This is a genomic window from Halomonas sp. Cn5-12 (genome assembly GCF_021532545.1).
GTDB lineage: Bacteria > Pseudomonadota > Gammaproteobacteria > Pseudomonadales > Halomonadaceae > Vreelandella > Vreelandella aquamarina.
Genome location: NZ_JAKGAY010000029.1, coordinates 17701 through 42020, shown reverse-complemented (window position 1 = coordinate 42020; position 24320 = coordinate 17701). Strand labels below are relative to the sequence as shown.

Sequence of the window (24320 nt, the reverse complement as noted above, 5' to 3'; positions counted from 1 at the left end):
GTTTGAGTACGTCGAACTGGACTACAACAAACAACGGCGGCACAGTGCTATTGGGATGATCAGCCCAGAGGCCTTTGAAGCCCGAATGATCGCTTAAACCAGTGTCCACTGTTGCTGGGTAAGATCATTAGGGCGTGGGGGGACTTCTGTGGTCGTGGGAGCCGTTTTGCTTTTAAGCTCAGCGGGGGGCAGCCGATTATGGGCGCTACTGTTAAAACTGCGAAGTGCCGGATGGCGGTAAGCATTTGAGCCTCTGATAGAGTCCGAAGCCTTGTCTGCTGCCTTCGCAATACACTCTCTTTCTTGTGACCAGAAGGTGGAAGTGCATCCATGAAAACCATCGGCTTGATCGGCGGCATGAGCTGGGAGTCCACCCAAACCTACTACCGCCTCGTCAACCAGCATGTGCGCACGGCGCTGGGCGGGCTGCACTCTGCCAAAGTGGTGCTGTACAGCGTGGATTTTGCCGACATCGAGGCGCTGCAGCATCAGGGCGACTGGCAGGCCACCGCCGAGATACTGGGGGCAGCGGGTAAAGCAGTCGAGGCGGCCGGGGCTGATTTTCTGGTGCTGTGTACTAACACCATGCACAAGGTGGCTGAGCCGCTGGAAGCGGCGGTATCCATTCCGCTACTGCATATCGCCGGCGCCACAGCCCAGGTGCTGCAACGCCAGGGGATTGCCTGCGTAGGCTTGCTGGGCACGCGGTTCACCATGGAGCAGGCGTTTTATATCGAGCGTTTGCAGCGCCACGGTATCGAAGTAGTGGTGCCTACCGAACCAAAGCGCGAGCGCGTGCACACGGTGATCTACCAGGAGCTGTGCCTGGGCGTGGTGAAAGCAGAGGCCAAAGCCGACTACCTGGCGATCATCGAGGCGCTTGCCGAGCGCGGCGCGCAGGGGGTGATTCTGGGCTGCACCGAAATCGGCCTGCTGGTTCAGCAGGCCGACACTCCCGTGCCGCTCTTCGATACGACCGAGATCCATGCAGAGCAGGCGGTGCAGTGGGCGCTGGGGCATGGTTTTGTATAAAGCCTGCTGCAGTAACGGCGTTGCTTTCGGCTTTAGAATCTTGTTGAGTGAGTAAAAAAGGAATAATTTATACTCATGAACGAGTTCGAGTTTGACGTCAACAAAAGTCAGGCCAACCTGACAAAGCACGGTATTGATTTTGAAGCGGCACAAGCGCTGTGGAAGGATCCATATCTGCTAGAGATTCGCGCAAAATCCGAGGGCGAACCAAGGTTTTTACTAATCGGTATGATCAGTGAAAAACATTGGTCGGCGGTCGTCACCTACCGAGAAGAGCGTATTCGGCTGATTTCTGTTAGACGCTCCCGCAAGAAGGAGGTAGACATCTATGAAAGCTAAAGAGTTCGATAAAAAATTCGATGAAAATCAAGATGATGTTCTCGATGATCTAGACTTTTCCACTGCTCGACGGGTGAATCAAGAGCAAAAGCGGATTAACGTAGATTTTCCTGCATGGGTAGTGGAGTCACTAGACCGTGAGGCTGCGAGAATGGGTATTACCCGCCAGTCGATTATCAAGGTTTGGTTAGTGGAGCGTCTGCAAGCTGAAGCGGCTCATAAACCTCATGGCCATAACTCAGTAGGGGGACCTCACTAGCGCTGGCCTCTTGGAGGCCAGCGCTCCACCGCTTACTCCAAAAACGCCCGCAGCGTATCGCTGGCTTGCTCGATGGCCACCACGCCATCCAGGTGGCCTCGGTTGCCTTCCAGCGTTTCTAGCGTCACCTCAGTGCCGTCGGCTTCGATCAGCTCGGCGGTGCGGCGTACGCCCTCGGGGGCGAAGACCAAATCGTTCTCGCTATACAGCATCAATGTGGGGGCTTCGATGGCGGCCAGCCCCGCTTCCAGCGAGTCGCCGTAGCCAGCCGTGAAGGTCTGGTTGGCGCGCACCAGGTAGAGCAGGTGGTTGGCATCGGAAAGCGCTGCACGGGCGGCGGCGATGTCATCCAGGGTTTGTTCGATGGCATAGCGGGCGGTGATGTCCTGGGCAGGGTCGCGCGCGTCGTCGGCCCAGTCGCGGTTGAACGCTTCGTTGGCCCACTGCCAGTGGTTGGCATTGAGCGTCACCAGCTTCAGCCCACCTTGAACGGACTCAACCCATTGGCCTGCTGCATCATCATGCGTTTGGCAAACGGCACTCGCTCGGCGAGGTGCAGGCTGAGATCACCCAGTTGGCGGAGCGGCTTGGCCCCGGTGAAGAGGTGGTGGAAGCTGTCGGTGGCGGCAATCATCGCCTGGTTGGCCAAACGCCGGTGGCACTCGAAACGGTGCAGGCTGATGTGGTCGCCAGGGTCACGGCCTTTGATGATCAGCTCGGCCAGGGTGTCGGCGTCGTGTAGGCCGATGTTCAACCCTTGCCCGGCCAGCGGGTGCACTACGTGGGCGGCGTCGCCAATCAGCGCGAGGCGTTTGCCGATGTAGCGCTTGGCGTGCTGGCGCTTAATGGGGAAGCTGGCCCGCGCCACAATACGGGTGAGCTTGCCCAGGCGTTGGGGGAAGGTGGTTTCAATGGCGTGCTGGAGCGCGTTGTCGGAGAGCTGTTCGCGGGCTTTGGTGGCTTCATTGCTGTCGTACCACACCAGCGAGGCGCGCTGGCCGGGCAGCGGCAGCATGGCAATCGGCCCTTTGGGGGTAAAACACTGCCAGCTAACATCCTGCTGGGGCAGCTCGGTCTCGACGTTAATGATCATCGCCCGCTGGTGGTAGTCGTGGCTGGTCACGCCAATGCCCGCTAGCTCGCGTAGCGTAGAGCGCGCGCCGTCGGCCCCCACAATCAGCCGGGCACTTAGGGTTTTGCCGTTATCCAGCTCTAGCATGCGGGCGGTGGTGGCTGCCATGGTGCTGAGCGGGGCGCACTGGGTATAGCAGGTCACGCTGGGCAGTTCTTCCAAGCGTTGCCACAGGGCGTACTGCAAAGCGCGGTTTTCGATAAAAATACCGAAGTCGTTCATGCCGCTCTCTTCGGCGGAGAACACGGAGTGGCCGGTGCCATCCTGATTCGCCACGTCGATATGCCGGAACGGGCAGCAGCGCTCGCCGGGCAGTATCGCACCGCTGGCTTTCACGAACGCCAGCGAGCGGGCGTTGAGTGATGAAATACGCAGGTCGTAATCGCCGCTGGGGGGCGTGGGGGCGCTGGCGCGCTCTACCAGGCCAACCGACATGCCCGCCTGGCCCAGCCTGGCCGCCAGGGCCGCGCCCACCATGCCGCCGCCAACAATGACAATCTCGTGATCCCACTGCATGAGAGGCTCCTTAATCCGCTATCGAGGGCACATTGCATGTGCTTATATTGTCCTACAGTATCGTTGACTTGTCGCAGTATTGCCTAGGGTGATCCATTGACGCAGGCCGTGGAAAGTGTCGAAAAACGAGAGAGCAGCGAGGTAGCCGGGGAAGCACTGGCCGCCTTTATCAGGCGCTACCCCAAACTCTGGGTGATTACCGGGGCGGGCGTCAGCACCGACAGCGGAATCCCCGATTACCGCGATGCCGATGGCCAGTGGAAGCGCCCGCCGCCGGTGCAGCACGGCGATTTCATGAGTTCCTTCGCCGTTCGCCAGCGCTACTGGGCGCGAGCGCTGGTAGGCTTCAAGGCCATGCGTGAAGCCCAGGTGAGCGGCGCGCATCGTGCGTTGGCGAAGCTCGAGGCCATGGGCCATGTGGAGCTTCTCGTCACGCAAAACGTTGACCGTTTGCACCAGCGGGCAGGCTCAAAAAAGGTGATTGATCTGCACGGCAGGGCCGATGTGGTGGCCTGTATGGCCTGTGGCTATCAAATGATGCGCCACGCCATGCACAGTGAAATGGCGCGTATGAACCCAGCCTTTGCCGCGCTGGATGCCCGCCACGCGCCGGATGGCGATGCGGATCTGGAAACCGACTTTTCCACCTTTAACGTATTGGATTGCCCGCGCTGCAAGGGCATTCTCAAACCGCAGGTGGTCTATTACGGCGATGTGGTGCCCCCTGCGCGGCGGTTGGCGGCCCAGGCGGCGCTGCAGCAAGCCGACGCGGTGCTGGCAGTGGGCACGTCGTTGATGGTCTATTCCGGCTACCGCTTCTGCCGGGATGCCCACGCCATGGGCCTGCCCGTGGCATCGCTCTCGCTGGGCGTGACCCGTGCCGATGGGTTCTTGACCCACCAGTGGCGCGCGCCGCTAACGCCGGTGCTGGAATATGCGGTTGGGCGTCTGAAAAAGGGCTAACGTGTTTTGGATACCGGCGGGTTACTATCGAAGCGAGCAATTTCAAATTGGTTAAGAGGCTCTCTGCGACAGGCTATCGCCAATTACTTGAGTAAACTGCTAGGGTATTCCTAGACGATAAACTGAAAAGCGGAGTTGCCCGTGCTGACCTTTGAACACCAGTTTGCCACGCTGCCAGAGCCTTTATGGGTGGCTTGCCAGCCTACGCCCGTGGCGCAGCCCAGCCTGATCGCGTTTAACGATGCCTTGGCCGTGGCGCTAGGCATGCAAACGCGGCCCGACGATGCCACGCTGGCCCAATGGTTCAGCGGTAACCAGCTGCCGCCGGGTGCCGAGCCTAAAGCGCTGGGCTACGCCGGGCACCAGTTCGGCAACTTCGTGCCTCAGCTAGGCGATGGCCGCGCGCTGCTGTTGGGCGAAGTGGTGGACCAGCAGGGCATACGCCGAGATGTGCAGCTAAAAGGCAGCGGCCGCACGCCGTTTTCTCGCGGTGGCGATGGCCGCTCTCCCCTTGGCCCGGTGTTGCGGGAATATCTGGTGAGTGAATTTATGGCCGCCGTGGGCGTACCCACCACCCGGGCGCTGGCGGCTGTCTCTACGGGCGAGCGCGTGGTGCGCCAAATGGCCGAGCCGGGAGCCGTGCTGACCCGCGTAGCCAGCAGCCATATTCGTGTAGGCACGTTCCAGTTTGCCGCCGTTCGCTGCGATGAAGACGCGCTCAAAGCGTTGGCCGATCATGTGATAGCCCGCCACTACCCCGAAGCGGCCACTGCCGAAGACCCGTACCTAGCGCTATTGGAGGCCGTGACCGCCCGCCAGGCAGCGCTGGTGGCGCGTTGGATGAGCCTAGGCTTCATTCACGGCGTGATGAACACCGACAACTGCAGCATTGCCGGTGAAACCATCGATTACGGCCCCTGCGCGTTTATGGAGCAGTTCGACCCGAAGAAGGTGTACAGCTCCATTGACCAGGGCGGGCGCTACGCCTTCGACAACCAGCCGGGCATTGCCCAGTGGAACCTGGCCCGTTTTGCCGAAACCCTACTGCCGCTGATGCGCGCAGAGGGTGACACCGTGGTAGAGCAGGCCACCGAGGTGCTACGCGGCTTTACCTCCCGCTTTAGCGCCGAGCAGCGCCGCCTGCACGCTAATAAGCTAGGCCTCGCTCCAGAAAGCGATCGCGCCGCGCCGCTCATGGAAGCGCTGGAAATCCAGATGCATCAGGGCCGCATGGATATGACCGCCACCTTTGATGCGCTGACGCGCTATGCGCAAGCGCTGAGAAAGAACTCGTCAGCCCATTCCCAAAAAGAGGCGCTGCTAGCGCTGACCACTCAGCCCGATGGCCTTGCTGCTTGGCTGGCCGAGTGGGAAAACGCCCAGCAAGCGAGCCAGCAGCGTGAGCGCCTGGAGGCCATGCGCCGCGCCAACCCTGTGGTGATTCCCCGCAACCACCGCATTCAAGAGGTGATTGAAGCGGCAACAGAAGGCGATTTCGCGCCTTTCCACACGCTGCTCGCGGCGGTCACGCAGCCCTTCGATGAATCCGAAGAAGCGCGCCGCTTAGCCGCCCCGGCCACGGAAAGCGAGCAGGTGCTACGCACCTTTTGTGGTACTTGATTTAGATCAGCGAATATGGGCGGAAAACCCGTAGCGGGGGTCTTTCGCCAGGGATGGCGAAAGTAGCGTCCAGGGAGGGATTCACAGCGCCCCCGCCTAGGGTTTTGCTGCTCATCAGCGCTGCAGCACACCCTGTGATAAACTGTGCTTTTTTACAGTTAATGGCGGAGGCAAGGTCGGCCTGTGCGCAAAATCATTCACTGCGACTGTGACTGCTTCTATGCGGCGGTCGAGATGCGCGATAACCCCGCGTTAACCGATATCCCTATTGCCATTGGCGGCAGTGTGGAGCAGCGCGGGGTGGTGGCCACCTGTAACTATCCTGCCCGCGCGTTTGGCATCCACTCCGCCATGCCCATGGCTCAGGCGCTCAAACGTTGCCCCCATCTCACGGTGATTCGTGGCGATATGGCGAAGTACAAGGCCGTGGCACGCCAGGTGTTTGCCATCTATCGCGATGTCACCGAACTGATCGAGCCGCTCTCGCTGGATGAAGCCTTTCTGGATGTCTCGGAGGTCACGCTTCACCACGGCAGCGCCACCCGTATGGCCGAAGCCATTCGCCATCGGGTGAAGCAGGAAGTGGGCATTACCGTCTCGGCGGGTGTGGCACCCAACAAGTTTCTCGCCAAGATCGCCAGCGACTGGCGCAAGCCCGATGGGCTGTTTGTCATCACGCCAGACGATATCGACGCCTTCGTGCAGCAACTGCCGGTGAAAAAGATTCATGGGGTGGGGCCGCGCACCGCTGAAAAGCTGGCCGAACTGGGGATTCAAACGGGGGCGGATCTGCGCGCCCGGCCGCTGACCGAGCTGGTGGAGCGCTTTGGCCGCTTTGGGCATCGCCTGCATGAACTCAGCCACGGGCGCGATGAGCGCCCGGTTAAAACCCACCGCGAACGCAAGTCGATCAGCACCGAGCAAACCTACTCTCAAGATTTACCCACCCTGGAAGCCTGCCGTCGTCAGCTCCCCGAGCTGATTGGCGATTTAGAGCGCCGATACGCTCGCCTAGATCCGGCCCCCGCCGTGCGCGGCGTAATGGTGAAGGTCAAGTTCAACGACTTCACCCAAACCACCGTCGAACACGCCGACCCCGCACCCAACTTGGAACAGTTCGAAACCTTGCTGAACGTGGGATGGGCAAGGGGCGAGCGCCCCGTGCGCCTGCTGGGGGTGGGCTACCGCTTGGCGGAAGAGACCGCTGCCCAGCAGCTCTCGCTGTTTTAATTAGCCTGTTAACCCTTGGGTGGATTGACGGGGTTCAGTGCTCGCGTTAAAACAGACGTATGATAGATAGCGCTTCTTCCCGTTAGCCTAACTGCGAGCCTGCCATGCCTGCCGATGCCACCCAACGCCCCCGCTTAGTGTTTGCCCATGCCAACGGCTTCCCCGGTTTGAGCTACCGCAGCCTGTTAGACCCGCTGGCAGAATCGTTCGATTTACACCCGCTAGACCGGCTAGGCCACCACCCGGACTACCCGGTGAATCACAACTGGGGCAACTTGGTAGAGGAGCTGCTTAGCTACCTCCCCGATACTGACGAGCCGTTGCTGGGCGTGGGGCATTCGCTGGGCGGCACGCTGATGGCCATGGCTGCGGATAAGCAGCCGGAGCGTTTTCGCGGTGTGATCATGCTCGACCCGCCGCTGATGCTGGGGCCAGACGCCTGGGCCATGAAAGCGGCCAAGCGTTTTGGGTTCATGGACCGTATCACCCCCGCGGGTAAAACCAAGGGGCGGCGCACGGTGTGGCCCAGCCGTGAGGCCATGGCGACCTCGCTGCGGCGGCGGGGGCTGTTTCGTGGCTTTACCCCTGAGGCACTCAACGACTACATTGAAGCAGGCACGCGGCTTTTAGATGACGGCAGCGCCGAGCTGACCTTCGACCCGCGCATCGAGCTGGATATTTTCCGCCACCTGCCAGATCACCTCTCTAACCTGCCGCAGCGCGTAGGCGTACCCATTCAACTGGTGGCGGGGCAGCAGTCGCACTTGATGACGCCTTCACGGCTCAAGCGCATCGCTCGTCGCGGGCTGCCGGTGAGTATGGTGCCCGGCACGCACATGTTCCCGATGGAACACCCGGAAGAGACGCGCACGGCGATACTGGCCGCGTGGCAGCAGTTTCAAACGGTACAGCCATAGAAGCGATTAAGGAGGCGATATGTACCTTTCTGTACAGCTGAGCTACTACCCGCTGGCCGATGATTTCAAGCCCGTGGTGAAAGAGGTGGTCAAACGTTTAGAGGCTACAGGTCTGGAGGTTCACCCTAACCGAATGAGCACCCAGGTATTTGGCGAGTTCGATGAGGTGATGGCGGCACTGAGCGACGTGATGAAATGGTCGTTCGAGACCCACGGCAAAGCCGTGTTTACCGCTAACTTTTTAGAAGGTGACCGGCGGCCTCGGTAAATAACGCCATCGCGCGCGTGATGTCCTTCATAGCGCTAAAAAAGGCTCAATAACGTGCCCAGCGTTTCCATCCCGCGTTCGCTACGTTGGGTCCAGGGGTGGCCATAGCTTAAGCGGATGCAGTGGCGAAACTGTTGGGTCGCGGAGAAAATCGGCCCAGGCGCGAGGCTAACGCCATGGTCGAGCGCTGTGCGAAATAGCTGCAGCGAATCCACGTGTTCGGGAAACTCCACCCAAAGGAAATAACCGCCCACAGGTCGGGTGATGCGCGTATGCGCAGGGAAGTAGCGATCTGCCGCCGCCAGCATACTGGTTTGTTGGGCTTCTAAGGCATGGCGAAGCTTGCGCAAATGGCGGTCGTAGCCACCGTGTTGTAAATAGTCAGCAATGGCGGCCTGGGCGGGGATGGAGGGGGAAATGGTGGTCATTAGTTTTAGCCGCGAGATCTCTTGGGCATAACGGCCGCCCGCTACCCAGCCCACCCGATAGCCGGGTGCCAAGCACTTCGAGAAAGAGCTGCAGTGAATCACTAAGCCCTCATCATCAAAGGCCTTAACGGGGGCGGGCGGCGTGCTGCCAAAATAGAGCTCGGCATACACGTCATCCTCTAGCATGGGCACTTGGTGCTGCTTTAATAACTGGTAAAGCACCTGTTTGCGCTCGTTGCTTAGGCTGGCGCCGATGGGGTTCTGCAGGTGGCTCATAAACCAGCAGGCTTTGATGGGCAGCGTCGCTAATCGCTCTGCCAGCACGTCTAGGTCAACCCCTTCCCGAGGGTGAACCGGAATTTCCACCGCACGCAGTTTGAGCTGCTCCAACACTTGTAGGCTGGCATAAAAAGCAGGTGACTCAATCGCGACCAAGTCCCCTGGCTGAGTCACGCACTGTAGGGCTAGATTGAGCGCCTCCATTGCACCATTGGTAATCACCAGTTCGTCCATCGGCAGCTGAATGCCACCCAGCATGTAGCGCAGAGCAATCTGCCGACACAGGTTGGTATGTCCGGTGGTCATATCAGCCACCACCTGTTGGGGCGAAAGCGCCCGCAAGCCACGTGTCATGCTGATACTTAAGCGAGAGAGTGGAAACAGCTCAGGGCTAGGGAAAGCCGAGCCAAAGGGCACCGTTTGGTCATCCTGCAGTGAGTCCAGCACCGAGAACACCAGCTCGCTGACCTGCACTTCCGCTGGGTCGGCGGGTTGTAGCGTGACGCGGGGTTCGTTGACCAATCGCCGTGCGTGTTCACGAACAAAGTAGCCCGAGCGCGCTCGAGCGCTGATAAGCCCCTGGTTTTCCAGTAAGTAGTACGCCTGAAACACTGTCGACGGGCTAATGCCGTGATGGCGGCTCGCTTGGCGCACTGACGGAATGCGCTCGCCTGGTCCCAGTACGCCTTGGCGAATCAGCGTGGCTATTTCATCGGCAAACTGTTCATAGCGTTTCATGGCATAAACTCGCTGGTGCTTGGCGCGGGTGCTTAGTGGGATCAACAGAATCGATACTCTCAATCAAAAGCATATCAAAACTGATACGGCTTTTTTCTCTAAAACTGCATCTGTTTTAGTGGTTGGCTGGGAGAGCATAGTAGCGGTTCATTCGGTGACGCCCCTCGACCGTATAGATCGCCACTCCCTCTTTTCTGGATATCGGTATGACGCAACGCATTCCACTGCAAGACCTAACCAGCGATGCAGCCGTTGAACACCATTCGCCTCAGGCGAAAACTACGGGTCGCTCGCCATCCACGTCTGGGCATATCTATGTGCGAGAGATACAGGGCTTTTTTCAGCGCATAAGGCGTTATTCCAACTGGCTACTGATTGCGTTGGTAACGGGCGTCACCTTCGTGGGATATGTTACGCCGGTGGGTGGGCTCGTAAGGGATCTATTCAGCCTAGAGGCGCACCCTTGGGCGCTTTTTTGGATCGGTTTTTTTACTCTGTTTACCTACCTGAACGCTGGCTGGTTGCGCCATCAGGTGTGTCTGCACATGTGCCCCTATGCACGCTTTCAGTCGGCCATGTTTGATAGCCATACGCTGATTGTTTCTTACGATTCCGCCCGTGGTGAGCCCCGCCGTGGTCATCGCAAAGAGGTCGCGGAAGCGGCTGCTGGGGACTGTATTGATTGCGAACTGTGCGTTCAGGTGTGCCCCACGGGGATCGATATTCGTGATGGCCTGCAGTATGAGTGTATTGGCTGCGCGGCGTGTATCGATGCCTGCGATAGCGTGATGGCGCGTATCGATAAGCCACTGGGCCTGATTCGCTACACCACCGAGCGCGCGCTAGAGGGCAAACCTACGCGGTTTTGGCGACCTCAGCTGTTGGCTTATACGGCGGCACTGTTTTCTATGGTGGTTTTGTTGATCGGTTTCTTGAATGCCCGGGTGCCTATGGATGTAGAGGTTGCCCGAGATCGTCAGACGCTATTTGAAAGCACGGCCGAGGGGCGCATTATTAACTACTACACCGTGACGCTGCGCAATCAAGATACGAAGGAGCACCAATACGCGCTATCTGCCACCGGTTTGCCCGGCCTGCGTTTACAAGGAGCTGACACATTCGTCTTGGCCGCTAATGAAACGAGGCAGTTACGCGTGGCGCTCAATGCTGACGCGTCAGCGTTGACCCAGCCGAGCCACCCGGTGGTGCTGCACATCGCTGCGTTAGATGAGCCTTCGATCTCCTCTAACATCGAAACGCGGTTTTTGGGATCGACCCGTCAGTAAGAGGGAGGCTAAGTGGGTGTGAGGATAAGTAAGAATGAGGATAGATAAATGATAACCGTGCTGATTTTCTTGATGGTATTCGTGGGCGTAACAGCCGCTTGGTACCAGATTTACCAAATGCACTTTAATATCAATACGCCTAACGGTGCGAAGCTTTCGGGTAATAAAAGTAGGCAACTGGATACGCTTACAGCTGCTCAGGAAACGTCGTCGGATGAGGCCGGTGCGTCACGCTTTGAAGAGGCAGCAACGCGCATCTTTGGACGTGGATTTAACATAGCCGCCCTTCGCATTGCGTTCTCTCAGGATGGGCGAGAGGCCTATGGGCTGCCGCTTCTGCGCTGTCAGAGAAAACTCTCTCGTCCTTCGTCGCATCAGGCAGGAGAGGGCGGTGTTCGCGTGCGTCATCTGCGGTTGTTCAAGACGCGCTTGCCGTCCATCAACGTCAGGAATGCGTTCATCCTGGCGGTGATCGCAAACTGTGGGTTGGTTCAGCTACTGGCGGCGATGAGTGTGTATACCATTCACTACTCTGTGGACGTATCGGCATTGGCGTGGGTCAATCAACCGGTGATGATCCTATCGGCCATCTGGGGAGTGGTGCTCCTGAATGCTCTGATATTCAGATGGGATGCCTACACGCATGATCTTTATCAGATCAGACAGTTGAACCAGCGAACGCCTCTGTTCAACTAACAAAATATAATGCGTAAAAAGGACAACGCCGCCCAATAGGGCGGCGTTGTGGGTGGTGCAGAGCGCTTAGATCAGCGATTCCAGGCAGGATTCGATGATATCCAGGCCTTCGTTCAGCACGTCGTCTTCGATGGTGACCGGCATCAGGAAGCGGATGGTGTTGCCGTACATACCGCACGAGAGCAGGATCAGACCCTCTTCACGGGCTTTTTTGCACAGCGCCGCCGCCAGCTCCGGGTTCGGGGTGCGGTCGGTTTTGTTGTTGACCAGCTCAAATGCCGCCATGGCGCCCATGTTCCGCACGTGGTCGATGCAATCGAACTTGCCTTGCCACTCGTTGAAGCGCGCCGCCAGTTTGTCGCCCAGCGCCTGGCTCTTCTCAAGGATATTTTCCTCTTCGAAGACTTCCATCACCGCCAGCGCGGCTGCGCAGGCGGTGGGGCTACCGGTGTAGGTGCCGCCCAGGGAGTTGGGGCCAGAGGCGTCCATCACTTTGTCGGTACCGACGATGGCAGAGATCGGCATGCCGTCGGCCATGCTCTTGGCCATGGTCATCATGTCCGGCTCGACGCCGCTGTGCTCGATGGCGAACATCTTGCCGGTGCGGCCAAAGCCTGACTGCACTTCGTCGATGATCATCAGCATGCCGTGCTCATCGCAAATTTCGCGAATCTTCTTCAGGAAGCTGGTCGGGGCGGGGTAGAAGCCGCCTTCACCCAGTACTGGCTCAAGAATGATGGCGGCAGTGTCTTTGGGGTTGGCGTCGGTTTTCAGCGTCATCTTCAGGCCGCGAATCGCTTCGTCTTCGCTGACGCCGTGGTAGGGCACCGGGTAGGGCGCGCGGAATACGGTGCCGGGCATCGGGCCGAAATCGGTCTGGTAGGGCGCGACCTTGCCGTTCATGGCCATGGTGTAGAAGGTACGGCCATGGTAGCCGCCATCGAAACAGATGACATTAGAGCGACCGGTAGCGGCGCGGGCGATCTTCACCGCGTTTTCCAGCGCTTCGGCACCAGAGTTGGCCAGCATCACCTTGGCGTGACCACGTACAGGGACGATGTGGCTCAACTTCTCGGCGACTTTAACGTAGCCCTCGTAGGGCATAACCGTTTGGCAGGTGTGCATCACCTTATCCAACTGGGCTTTCACAGCGGCCACGACTTTGGGGTGACGATGCCCCACGTTCAAGACGCCGATACCGCCCGCGAAGTCGATGAAGCGGTTGCCGTCAGCGTCCCAGATCTCAGCGTTTTCGGCGCGGTCCGCAAAGGCGGTGGCGGGGCTTGCAGCGCCCGCCGCGACGTATTTCTGCTTTAGTTCGTTTAGCTCGGCATTGCTCATGACTCAGCTCCTTAAAGGATAGGGTGTAGCTCTAGCATAGTGCGCAATAGCGTTGATCACACTGATGACGATGCGATGACAATCCGGTTGCGCCCTGCCTGTTTCGCCTGATACATCGCTTTATCGGCGCGATCAAGCATTCGAGTACTCGACGTTTCAATGTAACACGCGATGCCTGCTGAAAGCGTCACGGTTAGCTGATGCTGAGTGTAGGGCGTTTTGAGAAGCGGGGTGGTAGGCTCGTTTGCCGCCAATAGCGTCTGATTAAATAATGCCCGCTTGGCGAAGCGCTAGGCGCTGTTCATCGGTGATGCCGATGGCATTCAGCACGCTGTCGGTGTGCTCGCCAAGCGTAGGGGGCGCGGTGGTGGCACTGATGGATTCGCCGTTGATGCGGATCGGATTGGCTACAAGGTTGACCTCACCTGCTTGGGTATGGGGCAACGTTTGTTTCAATCCGCGTGCTTTGACATGGGGGTCGTCGAACACGCGATCCAGGGTATTGATCGGCCCGCAGGGCACGCCCACGGCCTCGAAGGCCGAAAGCCAAGTATCGGTAGGTTGTGCGCCAAGAGCCAATTCCAGAAGCGGTATCAAGGTGTCGCGATGCTGAACACGGCTGCCGTTGGTGGCAAAGCGCTCGTCTTGAGCGAGCTGCGGCTGGTCGATTACCTGGCAGAAGCGCCTGAACTGCTCGTCATTACCGACCGCCACGATCATATGGCCATCGGCGGTAGCAAACGCCTGGTAGGGCACGATGTTGGGGTGTGCATTACCCAGACGTTGGGGCACCTGGCCAGACGTCAGGTAGTTCAGCGCCTGATTGGCCAACACGCCCACCTGCACATCCATGAGTGCCAGATCGATATGGCAGCCTTCGCCACTGTCGCGGCGTTGGTAGAGGGCCGCCAGCACCGCGTTGGCCGCATACAAGCCGGTAAAAATATCGGTAATGGCGACCCCCACCTTGACCGGGCCGCCCCCTGATTCACTGTCCGGTTTACCGGTCAGGCTCATGAGGCCGCCCATGGCTTGGATCATGAAGTCGTAGCCCGCCCGGTGGGCGTAAGGGCTCTCCTGGCCAAAGCCGGTGATGGAGCAGTAGACCAAGCCGGGATTGAGCGCTTTCAGGCTCGCGTAGTCCAGGCCATACTTTTTCAGCCCGCCCACCTTGAAGTTCTCGAGCAGCACGTCCGACTGCGCGGTGAGCTGCTTGATCAGCGCTTGGCCTTCGGGCTTGGCCATATCCACCGTCACCGAACGCTTACCGCGATTGGCGCACAGGTAGTAGGCCGACTCATTGCTGCCGGAGAGCCAGGGTGGCCCCCAGTGGCGGGTATCATCGCCGCTTTGGGGACGCTCGATCTTGATCACTTCGGCACCCATGTCGGCCAGCATCTGCCCGCACCAGGGGCCTGCCAGTACGCGAGAGATGTCGAGTACCTTGATGCCTGCCAGGGGCTTTGCGACTGTGCTCATCGGGTGCCTCGCTGAGTGATGACGACGTTAGAAGAACGACTGAATGCCGGTTTGTGCGCGGCCCAGAATCAGGGCGTGCACATCGTGGGTACCTTCATAGGTATTCACGGACTCCAGGTTCACCATGTGGCGGATCACGCCGTACTCGTCGGAGACGCCATTGCCACCGTGCATGTCGCGCGCCACCCGGGCGATGTCCAGCGCTTTGCCACAGTTGTTGCGTTTGATCAGCGAGATCATTTCCGGCGCCCAGTTGCCGCTGTCCATCAGGCGGCCCACCTGCAGGGCGGCTTGCAGCCCCAGGGTGATTTCGGTCTGCATGTCGGCCAGCTTCTTCTGGATCAGCTGGTTGGCGGCCAGCGGGCGGCCAAACTGCTTGCGGTCGAGGGTGTACTGACGGGCAGCGTGCCAGCAGAACTCAGCGGTGCCCATCACGCCCCAAGCGATGCCGTAGCGCGCTTTGTTCAAGCATCCGAAAGGACCTTTCAGGCCGCTCACGTTAGGCAGCAGGTTCTCTTCGGGAACGAAAGCGTTGTCCAGCACGATCTCGCCGGTGATAGAGGCACGCAGCGATACTTTGCCTTCGATTTTCGGGGTGGAGAAGCCTTCGGTGCCACGCTCGACGATGAAGCCTTTGATTTGGTTGTCGTGGGCGGCAGATTTCGCCCATACCACGGCAATATCGGCAATCGGGCTGTTGGTGATCCACATTTTCGCGCCGGTCAGGCGGTAGCCACCATCGACTTTTTCCGCACGGGTGATCATGGAGCCCGGATCGGAGCCATGGTCGGGTTCGGTCAGGCCGAAGCAGCCCACCATCTCGCCGCTGGCAAGCTTGGGCAGGTATTTCTGTTTCTGCTCTTCGGAGCCATACGCTTCGATGGGGTACATTACCAGCGATGACTGCACGCTCATGGCCGAGCGGTAGCCAGAATCGACACGCTCCACTTCACGGGCGATTAGGCCATAAGCCACATGGTTGACGCCCGCACCGCCATATTCCGGAGACACCGTGGCACCTAGCAGACCCAGCTCGCCCATCTCGGACATGATCTCGCGGTCGAAACGCTCTTCACGGAAGGCGCTCAGCACACGTGGCTGCAGGTTTTCCTGGCAGTAGTCGTGGGCCGCATCGCGGATCTGGCGCTCTTCGTCGGTGAGCTGGCTTTCCAGCAGAAGCGGGTCGTCCCAGTTGAAGCGTGTCATGGCGTGAACTCCGAAAGATGATCGTGTTGAGCTCAATGTATCGTCGTTATTTAAAAATTTCTACATTTTTTTAAAACGCAGAATTTAATCACTCGGCATTCAATCGATGCCGCGGGATTGCAGTACCCGTGTGATGATAGGCACCGGGGTCATCAGGTGGTCGCGCATCAGGTTAGCGGCCTGTTCGGCATTGCGGGCGAGAATGACGTCCACCAGCGCAGTGTGCTCCTGGCGCTTGATGTCCAGCGCCTGGGGCGACATGACGGTCTCTTGCAGCCATAAGTGGCGGTAGCGCTCTACCTGATCAAACAGGGTGTCGCGCATTTGCAGCAGGTGGGGGGAGTTGCAGCCGCTAGCAATGGCGGTGTGAAACGCTTTGTGGCGCAAATCCCAACCATCCAGCAGCTCGTCGGGGGAGCTGACGTCGGTGACTTTGGCAAGCCGGTGTGCCGTGGCCAGCACGTTGGCTTCCCAGTCGTCGTCGCCACGTTCGATGGCGAGGCGCAAAATCAGCCCTTCCAACTGAGCGCGAGCGTCGTAGATATCGTTCAGTTCGGCCAGCGACATGGCGGCCACCCGGTAGCCCCGTTGGCTGATGGCCACGACCAGCCTGTCGGAGACCAGCTGTGACAGCGCTTCACGCAGCGGCCCGGTGCTCACGCCGTAATACTCTTTCAAACGGCTCATCAAGAGCTTCTCTTCGGGGGCATAGCGGCCACGAATGATGTCCTGCTTGAGCGCGTGGTAAGCGCTAATCGCTAGGTTCTGGCGCGGTGCATCGTGCTCCATAGGGACTCCTTGGGTCAGTGTGGCTTAGACCAATGTAGGGGTATGGCGGTCAACGTAGAATAACGGCTATTATCAATAAATTTTGAAAATTTGGCACAGGTAACGACATTCATGTGGGATTTCATCATTGTCGGCGGCGGCATACTGGGCTTTTCCACCGCCATGCAGCTGCAACAGGCCTACCCGGACAAACGCTTGCTGGTGTTGGAAAAGGAAGCAGGCCCCGCTCAGCATCAAACCGGCCATAACAGCGGCGTGATTCATGCCGGGGTGTATTACACGCCGGGAAGCCTGAAAGCGAAGTTTTGCCTGGAAGGCAATCGTGCCACCCGTGAATTCTGCGACCAGCACGGCGTGCGCTACGACATTTGCGGCAAGCTGCTGGTGGCCACCAACCCGCTGGAAAAGCAGCGTATGGAAGCGCTCTGGGAGCGCACGGCGGCCAACGGTCTGGAGCGTGAATGGCTAGAGGCCGAGGCACTCAAGGAGCGCGAGCCCAATATCACCGGCGTAGCGGGTATTTTCGTGCCCTCTAGCGGTATTGTGAATTACGCTGAAGTCACCCGCGCCATGGCGGCAGAGTTCACGCGCCTTGGCGGTGAGATCCGCTTTGACCACTGCGTCACCGGCCTTGAGGAGCGGGCTGATGAGGTCGTGGTGACCACTCAGCAGGAAACGTTTACCGGCCGCTATTTGGTCTCTTGTTCGGGCTTAATGGCGGACCGCGTCATCCGCATGCTGGGCAAAGATCCTGGATTTACGATTTGCCCCTTCCGTGGCGAATACTACCTGCTTCCCGAGCGCCACAACCGCATCGTCAACCACCTGATCTACCCGATTCCCGATCCCGCCATGCCGTTCTTGGGCGTTCACCTGACCCGCATGATTGACGGCACGGTCACCGTGGGGCCGAACGCGGTGCTGGCGTTAAAACGCGAGGGCTACCGTAAACAGGACATATCGCTACGCGATATGGGGCAGATGTTCAGCCACCCAGGCATCCTGAAAGTGCTGGGCAAGCATCTCAAGCCTGGGCTGGTGGAGATGAAAAACTCGCTCTACAAGCGCGGCTATCTGGAGCTGGTCCGCAAGTACTGCCCGAGCCTGACCCTGGAGGATTTGACCCCTTACCCGGCGGGCGTACGCGCTCAGGCGGTCTCCAACGATGGTCGGCTGGTGGATGACTTCCTGTTCGTGAATACTCCGCGCACGGTCAACGTGGGCAATGCGCCATCGCCTGCGGCGACCTCGGCGCTACCCATTGGTGCGCATATCGTGGAGCAGGTGAAAACGTTGTTGGATTAGTATCTAACGCGACTGCCGTGCTAACGTTTAAATACCGTTCTCGGCGCCGCTGACGGCGGCGAGAAACTGGCTCCTTACCTCCCTTTACGTCAACCATAATCAATAAGTCCAAGCAGGACGGAGGCAATTCCAATGAAAAAACTAAAATATACCGTTGCAGCGACCATGATGGCGGCTGCTCTGCCCGCCAGCGCGCAGCAGCTCTCCATCGCGACCGGCGGTACCGGCGGCGTTTACTACCCGATCGGTGGTGGCTTTGCCGAAATGATCAACAACCATATCGATGGCGCTCAGGCGACCGCCGAAGTGACCGGCGCTTCCGTCGAGAACATGGGCCTGATCATGCGCGGCGATGCCGACTTAGCTCTGGTGCTGGCCGATACTGCCTATCAGGCTTATACCGGTACCGGCGATTTCGATGGCCGCCAAATTGAGAACACTCGCGCGCTTGCGTCTGTGTATCCCAATGCTGTGCAGTTGGTCACCCTGGCAGAGTCTGACATTCAGAGCATTGCGGACCTAGCCGGTAAGCGTGTCTCTGTAGGTGCACCGGGTAGCGGCACCGAGCTAAACGCCCGTGCCCTGCTGGAAGCTAACGGCGTCAGCTACGAAGATTTCACTCCTCAGCGCCTGAACTTCAACGAAACCGCTGACGCGATTCGTGATGGCGATATTGATGCCGGTTTCTGGAGCGTTGGGCCGCCTACCAGCTCTATTCTGAACCTTGCCGCTACTCGCGATATCCGCCTAATTGGCCTGTCGGATGAAGAAATCGCCAACGCCCAGGAGGAAGAGGCGGTATTTGCGCCTTACGAACTGGCCGCAGGCATGTACGACGGTATGGACGAAGCGGTTCAGACCATTGGTATTCCCAACGTACTCGTTGTCAACTCTGATATGGATGAAGAGCTGGCCTACCAACTGACCCAACTGCTGTTTGAAAACACCGATGAGCTGATCGCGGTTCACCCGGCCGCCAATGACACCACTGTTGAGTTCACCATGAACTCTACGCCGGTACCGCTGCATCCGGGCGCGCTTCGCTACTTCGAAGAAGTTGGCGCTGAGATCCCGGACCGTCTGCGTCCATAACCCATTAGGAGCCGTGCCATGCAGTGGCAACGACGACTGATGGCGCTCTTACTGATGAGTGGTTTGTTCGCCGAAGCGGAGGCCTCCCCCGCTTCGGCGACTGCGTCTTGGCATCTGTGGGTCGTGACCGAGCAGGGCGACACGCTCGTAGATGCAGCCGCGCCGCAGGGCAGCCGCTGGTGCATCCAGTGGCAGCACTCTGTCGAGCACTTTACGGTGTTGGACTGTTACCGCAACGCGGGTGGCATCATGCAGCTAGAGCGTAGCCACCAGCCGGATTTTGCCGCTGGGCTTGGGCATATTTACGGGCGTGGTGAGCAGGTATCCGACGGTGAGGGCGGGTACTGGATCAATACGATTAACGAGCCGGTGGCGAATAATCGCTACGTGCTACGGGTCGGCTCGACGGCCGTCAATCACCGTGTCATGTGGCCGGATGGCGAGCATCCCACCGTGAGCCTGAGTGAGCGAGCGGCTGGCCAACGCGTCACGATAGCCTTGTCATCGCGTTGAGTGTCGTTAGTCAAACACCTCATAAGTGCGCCGATCGATGTCGCTTTTCATAAAAATTAAGTGGGTGTTAGCCCCCTAAGTTAGCTTATGCTTCCGAGGACTTTATGAACGAATCCACGCCACCGCCGACTGTGATGCCGGGCGGTAATGCGATTCAACCCCGCTTCGTTTTATGGTGTATCACCATCGTGGCGGTGGGACTGTCGTTATTCCAACTCTATTCGGCGGGTATCCAGCCGTTGGGCTTGTTTTACCAGCGCAGTATTCACTTGGCGCTGATTATGCTGCTGGCGTTTTTAATGTTCCCCGCCTTTGGGCCCAACCGTAAACGCGGTGTGTTGGGGTGGGGGATTGATCTGATCTTTTTTGCCGGGGCGCTGATCACTGGCGGCTATTTAGTCTTAAACCTGGATGCGATATTCAGCCGCGCCGGGTTCTGGAACGAGACCGATATTTTGGTTGCCTGTATTGCCACGGTCACTGTACTCGAGGCCAGCCGCCGCGCGGTGGGTTTTGGTATGACGGTGATTGGCTTGCTCGCTATCGTTTATGCGTTTGCCGGCCCCCGTGGGGAGCTTCCCTGGCTGGGCGAGTGGATGCCCGGCATCATGGAGCACCGTGGCTATAGCCTTGACCGCGTAGCGGGCCAGCTTTACCTGGGCCAAGAAGGCATCTTCGGCCTGCCGCTGGGAGTTGCCGCTACCTATATCTTCATTTTTGTGCTCTTCGGTGCTTTTTTGGAAAGCACGGGTGCCGGTAAGTTTTTCATCGATATGGCTTACGCCGCTACTGGACGCCAGCGCGGCGGTCCGGCCAAAGCGGCCGTTCTGGCCTCGGCGGGTATGGGGTCGATTTCGGGCAGCGCCATTGCCAATGTGGTCACCACCGGCGCGTTTACCATTCCGCTGATGAAGAAACTGGGCTACCAGCCGAAGCAGGCGGGGGGCATCGAAGCCGCCGCTTCCACCGGCGGGCAAATCATGCCGCCGCTGATGGGCGCAGGCGCCTTCTTGATTGCCGAATATACCAATACGCCTTACTTAGAGATCGTCAAAATCAGCATTCTGCCGGCGATCATGTACTTTGCCACGGTCTATCTGTTCGTCCACATCATTGCCTTGAAACAAGGCATGCAGGGCATGGCCAAGAGCGAGCTGCCCCAAATGCGCCAAGTCATGAAAGATGGCTGGCACTTCCTGCTGCCGCTGGCGGTGTTGGTATGGCTGCTGGCCATGAGCATGTCGCCCATGCGCGTGGGGTATTACGCAGTCATCACCATGGTAGCGGTGGCCGTCTTGCGCTATGCGTTATGGTACTTCTTCGTGGCACCCAAACAGGGGCAGCCGGTCACGGTCGAGCGCACGAAAGTGGTCGTGTGGGCAGGGCTCGTGAAGCTGGTCCAGGGATTAGAGTTGGGCGCGCGCAATGCCGTGGCGGTCTCCATGGCTTGCGCTGTCGCCGGTATCATCGTTGGCGTGGTCGGTTTGACTGGTCTGGGTCTGAAGTTCTCCTCCATGATGCTGGCGTTCTCCGGTGGCAACCTGGTGCTGGCACTGCTGTTGGTGCTGTTGGCGAGCCTAATTTTGGGGATGGGGTTACCGGTCACTGCCAGCTACATCGTTCTGATCGTGCTGGTGGGCCCGGCGCTGACCGCCGAGTTCGGTGTGCCGCTGTTGATCGCTCACTTGGTGGTTTTTTGGTACTCCCAGGACTCTAACGTGACGCCGCCCATCGCCTTGGCAGGCTTTGCTGGGGCGGCGATTGCGGGCAGTAAACCTATGGAGACGGGCTTCCAAGCGTGGAAGTTTGCCAAAGGCCTCTATTTGATTCCGCTGTTTATGGTGTTCAATCCGGAGATCATCATTGGCGGGCCGGTACTCGTGGTGGTATGGAATGCAGTCATCGCGCTACTGGCGCTATGTGCATTCGCGGCCTCGCTAGAAGGCTACCTGTTCACGCGTATGTCTTGGCTGCCTCGTTTGGCCATTGGTGGTGCCATCGTCGGTGTGTTCTATCCAAGCTTGTGGACGGAGGTGGCCGGAGTCACGGTCATGGTCGTAGCCATCGCCGCTAACTGGCAGGCGAGCAAACGGGAGACAACGCCGGTGGCTGGTTGATTTTGCCCAGAAGAAAAGCAGCACCAAAAAAGCCCGGGAACATTCGTTCCCGGGCTTTTACGTTTTAGCGTCGGTTCGTATTTAGAAAATCGACTCTGCCGTGCCAGACCCTTGCGAGCCGCTGGCTTCCTCGAGCTCTTGGCTAATGCGCCGAGGCTGGAAATCCGGTAGATGGTCTCTGTGGAACAGCTCGGTCATGCCGCCCGGTTGGTCATCGTGTAAACGACGGCCTGTCTCCTGGTCCACCCGTGCGGTGACGATGGTGTCGGGACGCTCTGGCAGTGCAGAGGGGGTTCCTTCGAGCGCATTGCCCATGAAGTCGATCCAAATGGGTAGTGCGGCATTCGCGCCATACTCGGCAATGGTGTCGTTGCTGTCTTTACCGACCCAAACCGTGGTGACGAGATTGCTGTTGAAACCGGCAAACCAGGCGTCTCGCTGGCTGTTGGTCGTACCGGTTTTACCGACGATATCCTCACGGTTTAGGCTCAGCGCACCTCGGCCTGTACCGGAGGTAATGACGTCGCGCAGCATGTCGCGCAGAATATATACTGCTGCCGCGTCGGCCACTCGTGGCGCAACCGGATACTCTTTACCGTCGATTTCAACGGTCTCCTGGCCATCAGCACAGCTTGGGCAAGCAACTTGTGGAGTGGCTTCATCAATCACTTCGTTATCGTCATCGCGGGTCACCCGCTCGATAAACCAGGGTGCGACTTGGAAGCCTCCGTTTGCAATCACCGAATAGGCGTTGGTCATCTCCATGGGGGTCAAGCTGGCACTACCCAAAGCAAGGGATAAACCGCGCGGTAGACGGCTAGAGGCAAATCCAAAACCTTCTAGGTAGTTGATTGTATGGTCCAGCCCCATGGTTTGCAGAACCCGAATCGTGACGAGATTGCGCGAGCGGGCAAGCGCAGGGCGCAGGCGCATCGGGCCTTGAAAATCGCGGCTTGAGTTGACTGGGCGCCATAGTGAATCGCTGCCATCATCCAATACCACCGGCGCGTCGTTGACCACGCTCGCTGCGTTCATTTCGCCATCTTGCAGGGCGGCGAGATAAATGAACGGCTTGAAGATCGAGCCGGACTGACGCTGGGCTTGCACGGCGCGGTTGAACTTACTCGCGTTGAAGTCGAAGCCGCCCTGCAGCGCCAGAATCGCACCGGTACGCGGATCTTGCGCCACCAGCGAGCCTTCGGCATCCGGGCGTTGAGAGAGACGCAGGGAGCCGTCGTCATTCTCAATGACACGAATCAGGTCGCCACGCTCGGCAATCTGGCTGGCGCTGCTGGGTTCGGCACCTCGGCTGCGCGGGCTGAGGTAGGGGCGCGCCCAGCTCAAGCCGCTCCAGGCGATGGTGTGCAGTTCACCGCCACGGGTGAGTACCTGCATTTCGCGGCCACTGCTTTCGACCACGATGGCGGGACGCAGCAGGCCATAGTTGGGTGTGCGTTCGAGTACCTGCAGCCAGTTGCTCACGTCGCCATCGACACCTTCCACTTCCGTCTGGCTGCGCTGGGCGGCCTGACGAGCGGTCTGGCGAATTTCAGGTGACTCAGATAGCTCCTCTTCCAAACCCTGGGTAGTGGTCTGCTCTTGGGCTTCGACCAAGCTGGGGGCAATGTCCTCTTGCTCGGCACCCCGCCAGCCATGGCGTAAGTCGTAAGCGATCAGGCCGTTGGCCAGTGCTTGGCGGGCAAACGGCTGCAGCTTGCTATCAATCGTAGTGTAAATACGGTAGCCGCCGGTGTAGGCGTCATCGCCAAAGCGCTCAATGGCATACTGGCGAGCCATCTCTGCCACATAGGCCGCGTCCACTTCGGCTTGGGTGTAATGGCGGCGAGCGGTGACCGGCTCTTGCACGGCATTTTGGTAGATATCGTTATCGATATAACCAAGCTCGCGCATACGGAACAGAATCCAATTACGACGGATCAGCGAGCGCTCAGAGTTCGCCAGTGGGTTAAAGGCAGAAGGCGCTTTGGGTAGCCCAGCAATCATGGCGGTTTCGGCCAGGCTCAGCTCGGCAAGCGGCTTGTCATAGTAAGTCTCGGCGGCGGCAGCAATGCCGTAGGCGCGGTTACCCAGGAAGATTTTGTTGACGTAAAGCTCGAAAATCTCCTCTTTATCGAGGATCTGCTCCATCTGCAGGGCTAGCAGAATCTCGCGGATTTTGCGTGTGAAGGTCTGGTCCAGGGTCAGCATGTAGTTACGCGCGACCTGCATGGTAATGGTCGAGCCGCCCGACTGAATGGTGCCACCGCTCTGTACTAGCTCCACCGCCGCCCGTGCTAGACCGCGAGGGTCGACGCCGGCATGGTCAAAATAGCTGGCATCTTCTGCCGCAATCAGCGCATTAATCATATCCTGGGGGATATCGTCGAAGTCGATCGCCATGCGGCGCTCTTCGCCGAATTCGCCAATCAGTTTGCCGTCGTTGGTGAAAATACGCAGCGGTGTGTGCAGTTCAAAATCCTGCAGTTGGCGAACGTCGGGCAGTCCCGGCGAGAAGTAGATAGCGGCACCAATCACCGCCAGTATGACCGCACCTGAGAGCGCAACAACCAGCGAAAATAGTGACAACACAAGAGTTCGTAAAAACGTCATGAACAGTGGGCACCCGTGAAAAGAGGAGTAGCCAGGGCAGTATTAACGCCATGGCGCGCAAGTGGCTGCCATTATAGGAAGGGGAGGCAGCGGCCACCAGTGTTGATATGGCGTAGAGGCATTGGCGTGTGCCTTAACTAAAAATCATGTAACCTCGAAACTCGC

The 24320-nt window shown here is 58.8% G+C and carries 24 protein-coding genes; 15 read left to right on the top strand and 9 right to left on the bottom strand.

Going from position 1 to position 24320, the window contains the following annotated elements; genetic code table 11:
• The 4 genes from L1249_RS17595 to brnA all read left to right on the top strand — a co-directional run.
• On the top strand, positions 1-97 hold a 97-nt coding region (locus L1249_RS17595; RefSeq protein ID WP_137095251.1), incomplete at its 5' end, for an IS3 family transposase.
• 233 nt (positions 98-330) lie between these two features.
• Positions 331-1032, top strand: coding sequence for an aspartate/glutamate racemase family protein (locus tag L1249_RS13935; protein WP_137094293.1), 702 nt, complete (start codon positions 331-333; stop codon positions 1030-1032).
• 75 nt (positions 1033-1107) lie between these two features.
• Positions 1108-1371 (top strand): BrnT family toxin, encoded by a 264-nt coding sequence (locus L1249_RS13930; RefSeq protein WP_058578261.1) that lies wholly within the window; start codon positions 1108-1110, stop codon positions 1369-1371.
• Positions 1361-1630 carry a type II toxin-antitoxin system BrnA family antitoxin gene (brnA, locus tag L1249_RS13925; RefSeq protein ID WP_228168976.1) on the top strand — a complete coding sequence of 90 codons (270 nt, stop codon included), beginning with the start codon at positions 1361-1363 and terminating at the stop codon, positions 1628-1630. Before L1249_RS13930 ends, brnA begins: the two co-directional genes overlap by 11 nt.
• A 32-nt stretch (positions 1631-1662) precedes the next feature.
• Here brnA and L1249_RS13920 read toward each other — a convergent pair whose 3' ends face one another.
• Together L1249_RS13920 and L1249_RS13915 are read right to left on the bottom strand one after the other, a co-directional pair.
• Positions 1663-2100: a hypothetical protein gene (locus tag L1249_RS13920; RefSeq protein WP_228168975.1), complete on the bottom strand. Its 438-nt coding sequence runs from the start codon at positions 2098-2100 to the stop codon at positions 1663-1665.
• 5 nt (positions 2101-2105) lie between these two features.
• Complete coding sequence (locus L1249_RS13915; RefSeq protein ID WP_228168974.1) at positions 2106-3278, bottom strand: UbiH/UbiF/VisC/COQ6 family ubiquinone biosynthesis hydroxylase; 1173 nt, start codon at positions 3276-3278, stop codon at positions 2106-2108.
• Positions 3279-3374: 96 nt separating this feature from the next.
• Here L1249_RS13915 and L1249_RS13910 point away from each other — a divergent pair, with 96 nt between their 5' ends.
• From L1249_RS13910 to L1249_RS13890, 5 genes are all read left to right on the top strand, one after another.
• Positions 3375-4241 (top strand): NAD-dependent protein deacetylase, encoded by an 867-nt coding sequence (locus L1249_RS13910; RefSeq protein WP_044628895.1) that lies wholly within the window; start codon positions 3375-3377, stop codon positions 4239-4241.
• Between the two features lie 141 nt (positions 4242-4382).
• Positions 4383-5861, top strand: a complete 1479-nt coding sequence (locus L1249_RS13905; protein WP_058578264.1) for a protein adenylyltransferase SelO — start codon at positions 4383-4385, stop codon at positions 5859-5861.
• Positions 5862-6044: 183 nt separating this feature from the next.
• Positions 6045-7091 (top strand): DNA polymerase IV, encoded by a 1047-nt coding sequence (gene dinB, locus L1249_RS13900; RefSeq protein WP_058578265.1) that lies wholly within the window; start codon positions 6045-6047, stop codon positions 7089-7091.
• A gap of 104 nt (positions 7092-7195) precedes the next feature.
• A complete protein-coding gene (locus tag L1249_RS13895; RefSeq protein ID WP_235253643.1) occupies positions 7196-8008 on the top strand; it encodes an alpha/beta fold hydrolase in 813 nt (270 codons plus the stop codon).
• A 19-nt stretch (positions 8009-8027) separates the two neighbouring features.
• A complete protein-coding gene (locus L1249_RS13890) occupies positions 8028-8276 on the top strand; it encodes a YkoF family thiamine/hydroxymethylpyrimidine-binding protein (protein ID WP_008958845.1) in 249 nt (82 codons plus the stop codon).
• Positions 8277-8311: 35 nt separating this feature from the next.
• On the opposite strand, the gene mapR is transcribed toward L1249_RS13890, so the two are convergent.
• The gene (gene mapR, locus L1249_RS13885) at positions 8312-9721 is read right to left on the bottom strand and encodes a GntR family transcriptional regulator MpaR (protein WP_137094296.1); all 1410 of its coding nucleotides are present in this window, start codon (positions 9719-9721) and stop codon (positions 8312-8314) included.
• A 206-nt stretch (positions 9722-9927) separates the two neighbouring features.
• Here mapR and ccoG point away from each other — a divergent pair, with 206 nt between their 5' ends.
• Positions 9928-11007, top strand: a complete 1080-nt coding sequence (ccoG, locus tag L1249_RS13880; protein WP_235253642.1) for a cytochrome c oxidase accessory protein CcoG — start codon at positions 9928-9930, stop codon at positions 11005-11007.
• A gap of 48 nt (positions 11008-11055) precedes the next feature.
• Entirely contained in the window at positions 11056-11703 is a 648-nt protein-coding gene (locus L1249_RS13875) for a hypothetical protein (protein ID WP_044628889.1), read from the top strand.
• A 66-nt stretch (positions 11704-11769) separates the two neighbouring features.
• Here the strand turns inward: L1249_RS13875 and gabT are convergent, their stop codons facing one another.
• The 5 genes from gabT to csiR all read right to left on the bottom strand — a co-directional run bounded on the left by gabT (position 11770) and on the right by csiR (position 16518).
• On the bottom strand, positions 11770-13044 hold the full coding sequence (gene gabT, locus L1249_RS13870) for a 4-aminobutyrate--2-oxoglutarate transaminase (protein WP_044628888.1): 1275 nt from the start codon (positions 13042-13044) through the stop codon (positions 11770-11772).
• 56 nt (positions 13045-13100) lie between these two features.
• A complete protein-coding gene (locus L1249_RS13865) occupies positions 13101-13298 on the bottom strand; it encodes a GGDEF domain-containing protein (RefSeq protein WP_268825203.1) in 198 nt (65 codons plus the stop codon).
• 10 nt (positions 13299-13308) lie between these two features.
• Positions 13309-14523 (bottom strand): CaiB/BaiF CoA transferase family protein, encoded by a 1215-nt coding sequence (locus L1249_RS13860; protein WP_044628886.1) that lies wholly within the window; start codon positions 14521-14523, stop codon positions 13309-13311.
• Positions 14524-14550: 27 nt separating this feature from the next.
• Positions 14551-15729: an acyl-CoA dehydrogenase gene (locus L1249_RS13855; protein ID WP_235253641.1), complete on the bottom strand. Its 1179-nt coding sequence runs from the start codon at positions 15727-15729 to the stop codon at positions 14551-14553.
• Positions 15730-15828: 99 nt separating this feature from the next.
• On the bottom strand, positions 15829-16518 hold the full coding sequence (csiR, locus tag L1249_RS13850) for a DNA-binding transcriptional regulator CsiR (RefSeq protein ID WP_074211002.1): 690 nt from the start codon (positions 16516-16518) through the stop codon (positions 15829-15831).
• 111 nt (positions 16519-16629) lie between these two features.
• Between csiR and lhgO the strand changes: the two genes are divergently transcribed.
• From lhgO to L1249_RS13830, 4 genes are all read left to right on the top strand, one after another.
• Positions 16630-17823 (top strand): L-2-hydroxyglutarate oxidase, encoded by a 1194-nt coding sequence (gene lhgO, locus L1249_RS13845; RefSeq protein ID WP_074211001.1) that lies wholly within the window; start codon positions 16630-16632, stop codon positions 17821-17823.
• 132 nt (positions 17824-17955) lie between these two features.
• Complete coding sequence (locus tag L1249_RS13840; RefSeq protein ID WP_074211000.1) at positions 17956-18915, top strand: TAXI family TRAP transporter solute-binding subunit; 960 nt, start codon at positions 17956-17958, stop codon at positions 18913-18915.
• Between the two features lie 18 nt (positions 18916-18933).
• Positions 18934-19428: a DUF1850 domain-containing protein gene (locus L1249_RS13835; RefSeq protein WP_058578273.1), complete on the top strand. Its 495-nt coding sequence runs from the start codon at positions 18934-18936 to the stop codon at positions 19426-19428.
• 104 nt (positions 19429-19532) lie between these two features.
• Complete coding sequence (locus tag L1249_RS13830) at positions 19533-21545, top strand: TRAP transporter permease (RefSeq protein WP_058578274.1); 2013 nt, start codon at positions 19533-19535, stop codon at positions 21543-21545.
• 81 nt (positions 21546-21626) lie between these two features.
• Here L1249_RS13830 and L1249_RS13825 read toward each other — a convergent pair whose 3' ends face one another.
• Complete coding sequence (locus L1249_RS13825; RefSeq protein ID WP_074210999.1) at positions 21627-24155, bottom strand: penicillin-binding protein 1A; 2529 nt, start codon at positions 24153-24155, stop codon at positions 21627-21629.
• Positions 24156-24320 lie beyond the last annotated feature (165 nt).

What these genes read in the sequence shown, in the direction of transcription:
- L1249_RS13935 (WP_137094293.1), top strand. Translation starts at nt 331, where the DNA reads ATGAAAACCATCGGCTTGATCGGCGGCATGAGCTGGGAGTCCACCCAA.
- L1249_RS13930 (WP_058578261.1), top strand. Translation starts at nt 1,108, where the DNA reads ATGAACGAGTTCGAGTTTGACGTCAACAAAAGTCAGGCCAACCTGACA.
- brnA (WP_228168976.1), top strand. Translation starts at nt 1,361, where the DNA reads ATGAAAGCTAAAGAGTTCGATAAAAAATTCGATGAAAATCAAGATGAT.
- L1249_RS13915 (WP_228168974.1), bottom strand. Translation starts at nt 3,278, where the DNA reads ATGCAGTGGGATCACGAGATTGTCATTGTTGGCGGCGGCATGGTGGGC.
- L1249_RS13895 (WP_235253643.1), top strand. Translation starts at nt 7,196, where the DNA reads ATGCCTGCCGATGCCACCCAACGCCCCCGCTTAGTGTTTGCCCATGCC.
- L1249_RS13890 (WP_008958845.1), top strand. Translation starts at nt 8,028, where the DNA reads ATGTACCTTTCTGTACAGCTGAGCTACTACCCGCTGGCCGATGATTTC.
- mapR (WP_137094296.1), bottom strand. Translation starts at nt 9,721, where the DNA reads ATGAAACGCTATGAACAGTTTGCCGATGAAATAGCCACGCTGATTCGC.
- ccoG (WP_235253642.1), top strand. Translation starts at nt 9,928, where the DNA reads ATGACGCAACGCATTCCACTGCAAGACCTAACCAGCGATGCAGCCGTT.
- L1249_RS13875 (WP_044628889.1), top strand. Translation starts at nt 11,056, where the DNA reads ATGATAACCGTGCTGATTTTCTTGATGGTATTCGTGGGCGTAACAGCC.
- gabT (WP_044628888.1), bottom strand. Translation starts at nt 13,044, where the DNA reads ATGAGCAATGCCGAGCTAAACGAACTAAAGCAGAAATACGTCGCGGCG.
- L1249_RS13860 (WP_044628886.1), bottom strand. Translation starts at nt 14,523, where the DNA reads ATGAGCACAGTCGCAAAGCCCCTGGCAGGCATCAAGGTACTCGACATC.
- L1249_RS13855 (WP_235253641.1), bottom strand. Translation starts at nt 15,729, where the DNA reads ATGACACGCTTCAACTGGGACGACCCGCTTCTGCTGGAAAGCCAGCTC.
- csiR (WP_074211002.1), bottom strand. Translation starts at nt 16,518, where the DNA reads ATGGAGCACGATGCACCGCGCCAGAACCTAGCGATTAGCGCTTACCAC.
- lhgO (WP_074211001.1), top strand. Translation starts at nt 16,630, where the DNA reads ATGTGGGATTTCATCATTGTCGGCGGCGGCATACTGGGCTTTTCCACC.
- L1249_RS13840 (WP_074211000.1), top strand. Translation starts at nt 17,956, where the DNA reads ATGAAAAAACTAAAATATACCGTTGCAGCGACCATGATGGCGGCTGCT.
- L1249_RS13835 (WP_058578273.1), top strand. Translation starts at nt 18,934, where the DNA reads ATGCAGTGGCAACGACGACTGATGGCGCTCTTACTGATGAGTGGTTTG.
- L1249_RS13830 (WP_058578274.1), top strand. Translation starts at nt 19,533, where the DNA reads ATGAACGAATCCACGCCACCGCCGACTGTGATGCCGGGCGGTAATGCG.
- L1249_RS13825 (WP_074210999.1), bottom strand. Translation starts at nt 24,155, where the DNA reads ATGACGTTTTTACGAACTCTTGTGTTGTCACTATTTTCGCTGGTTGTT.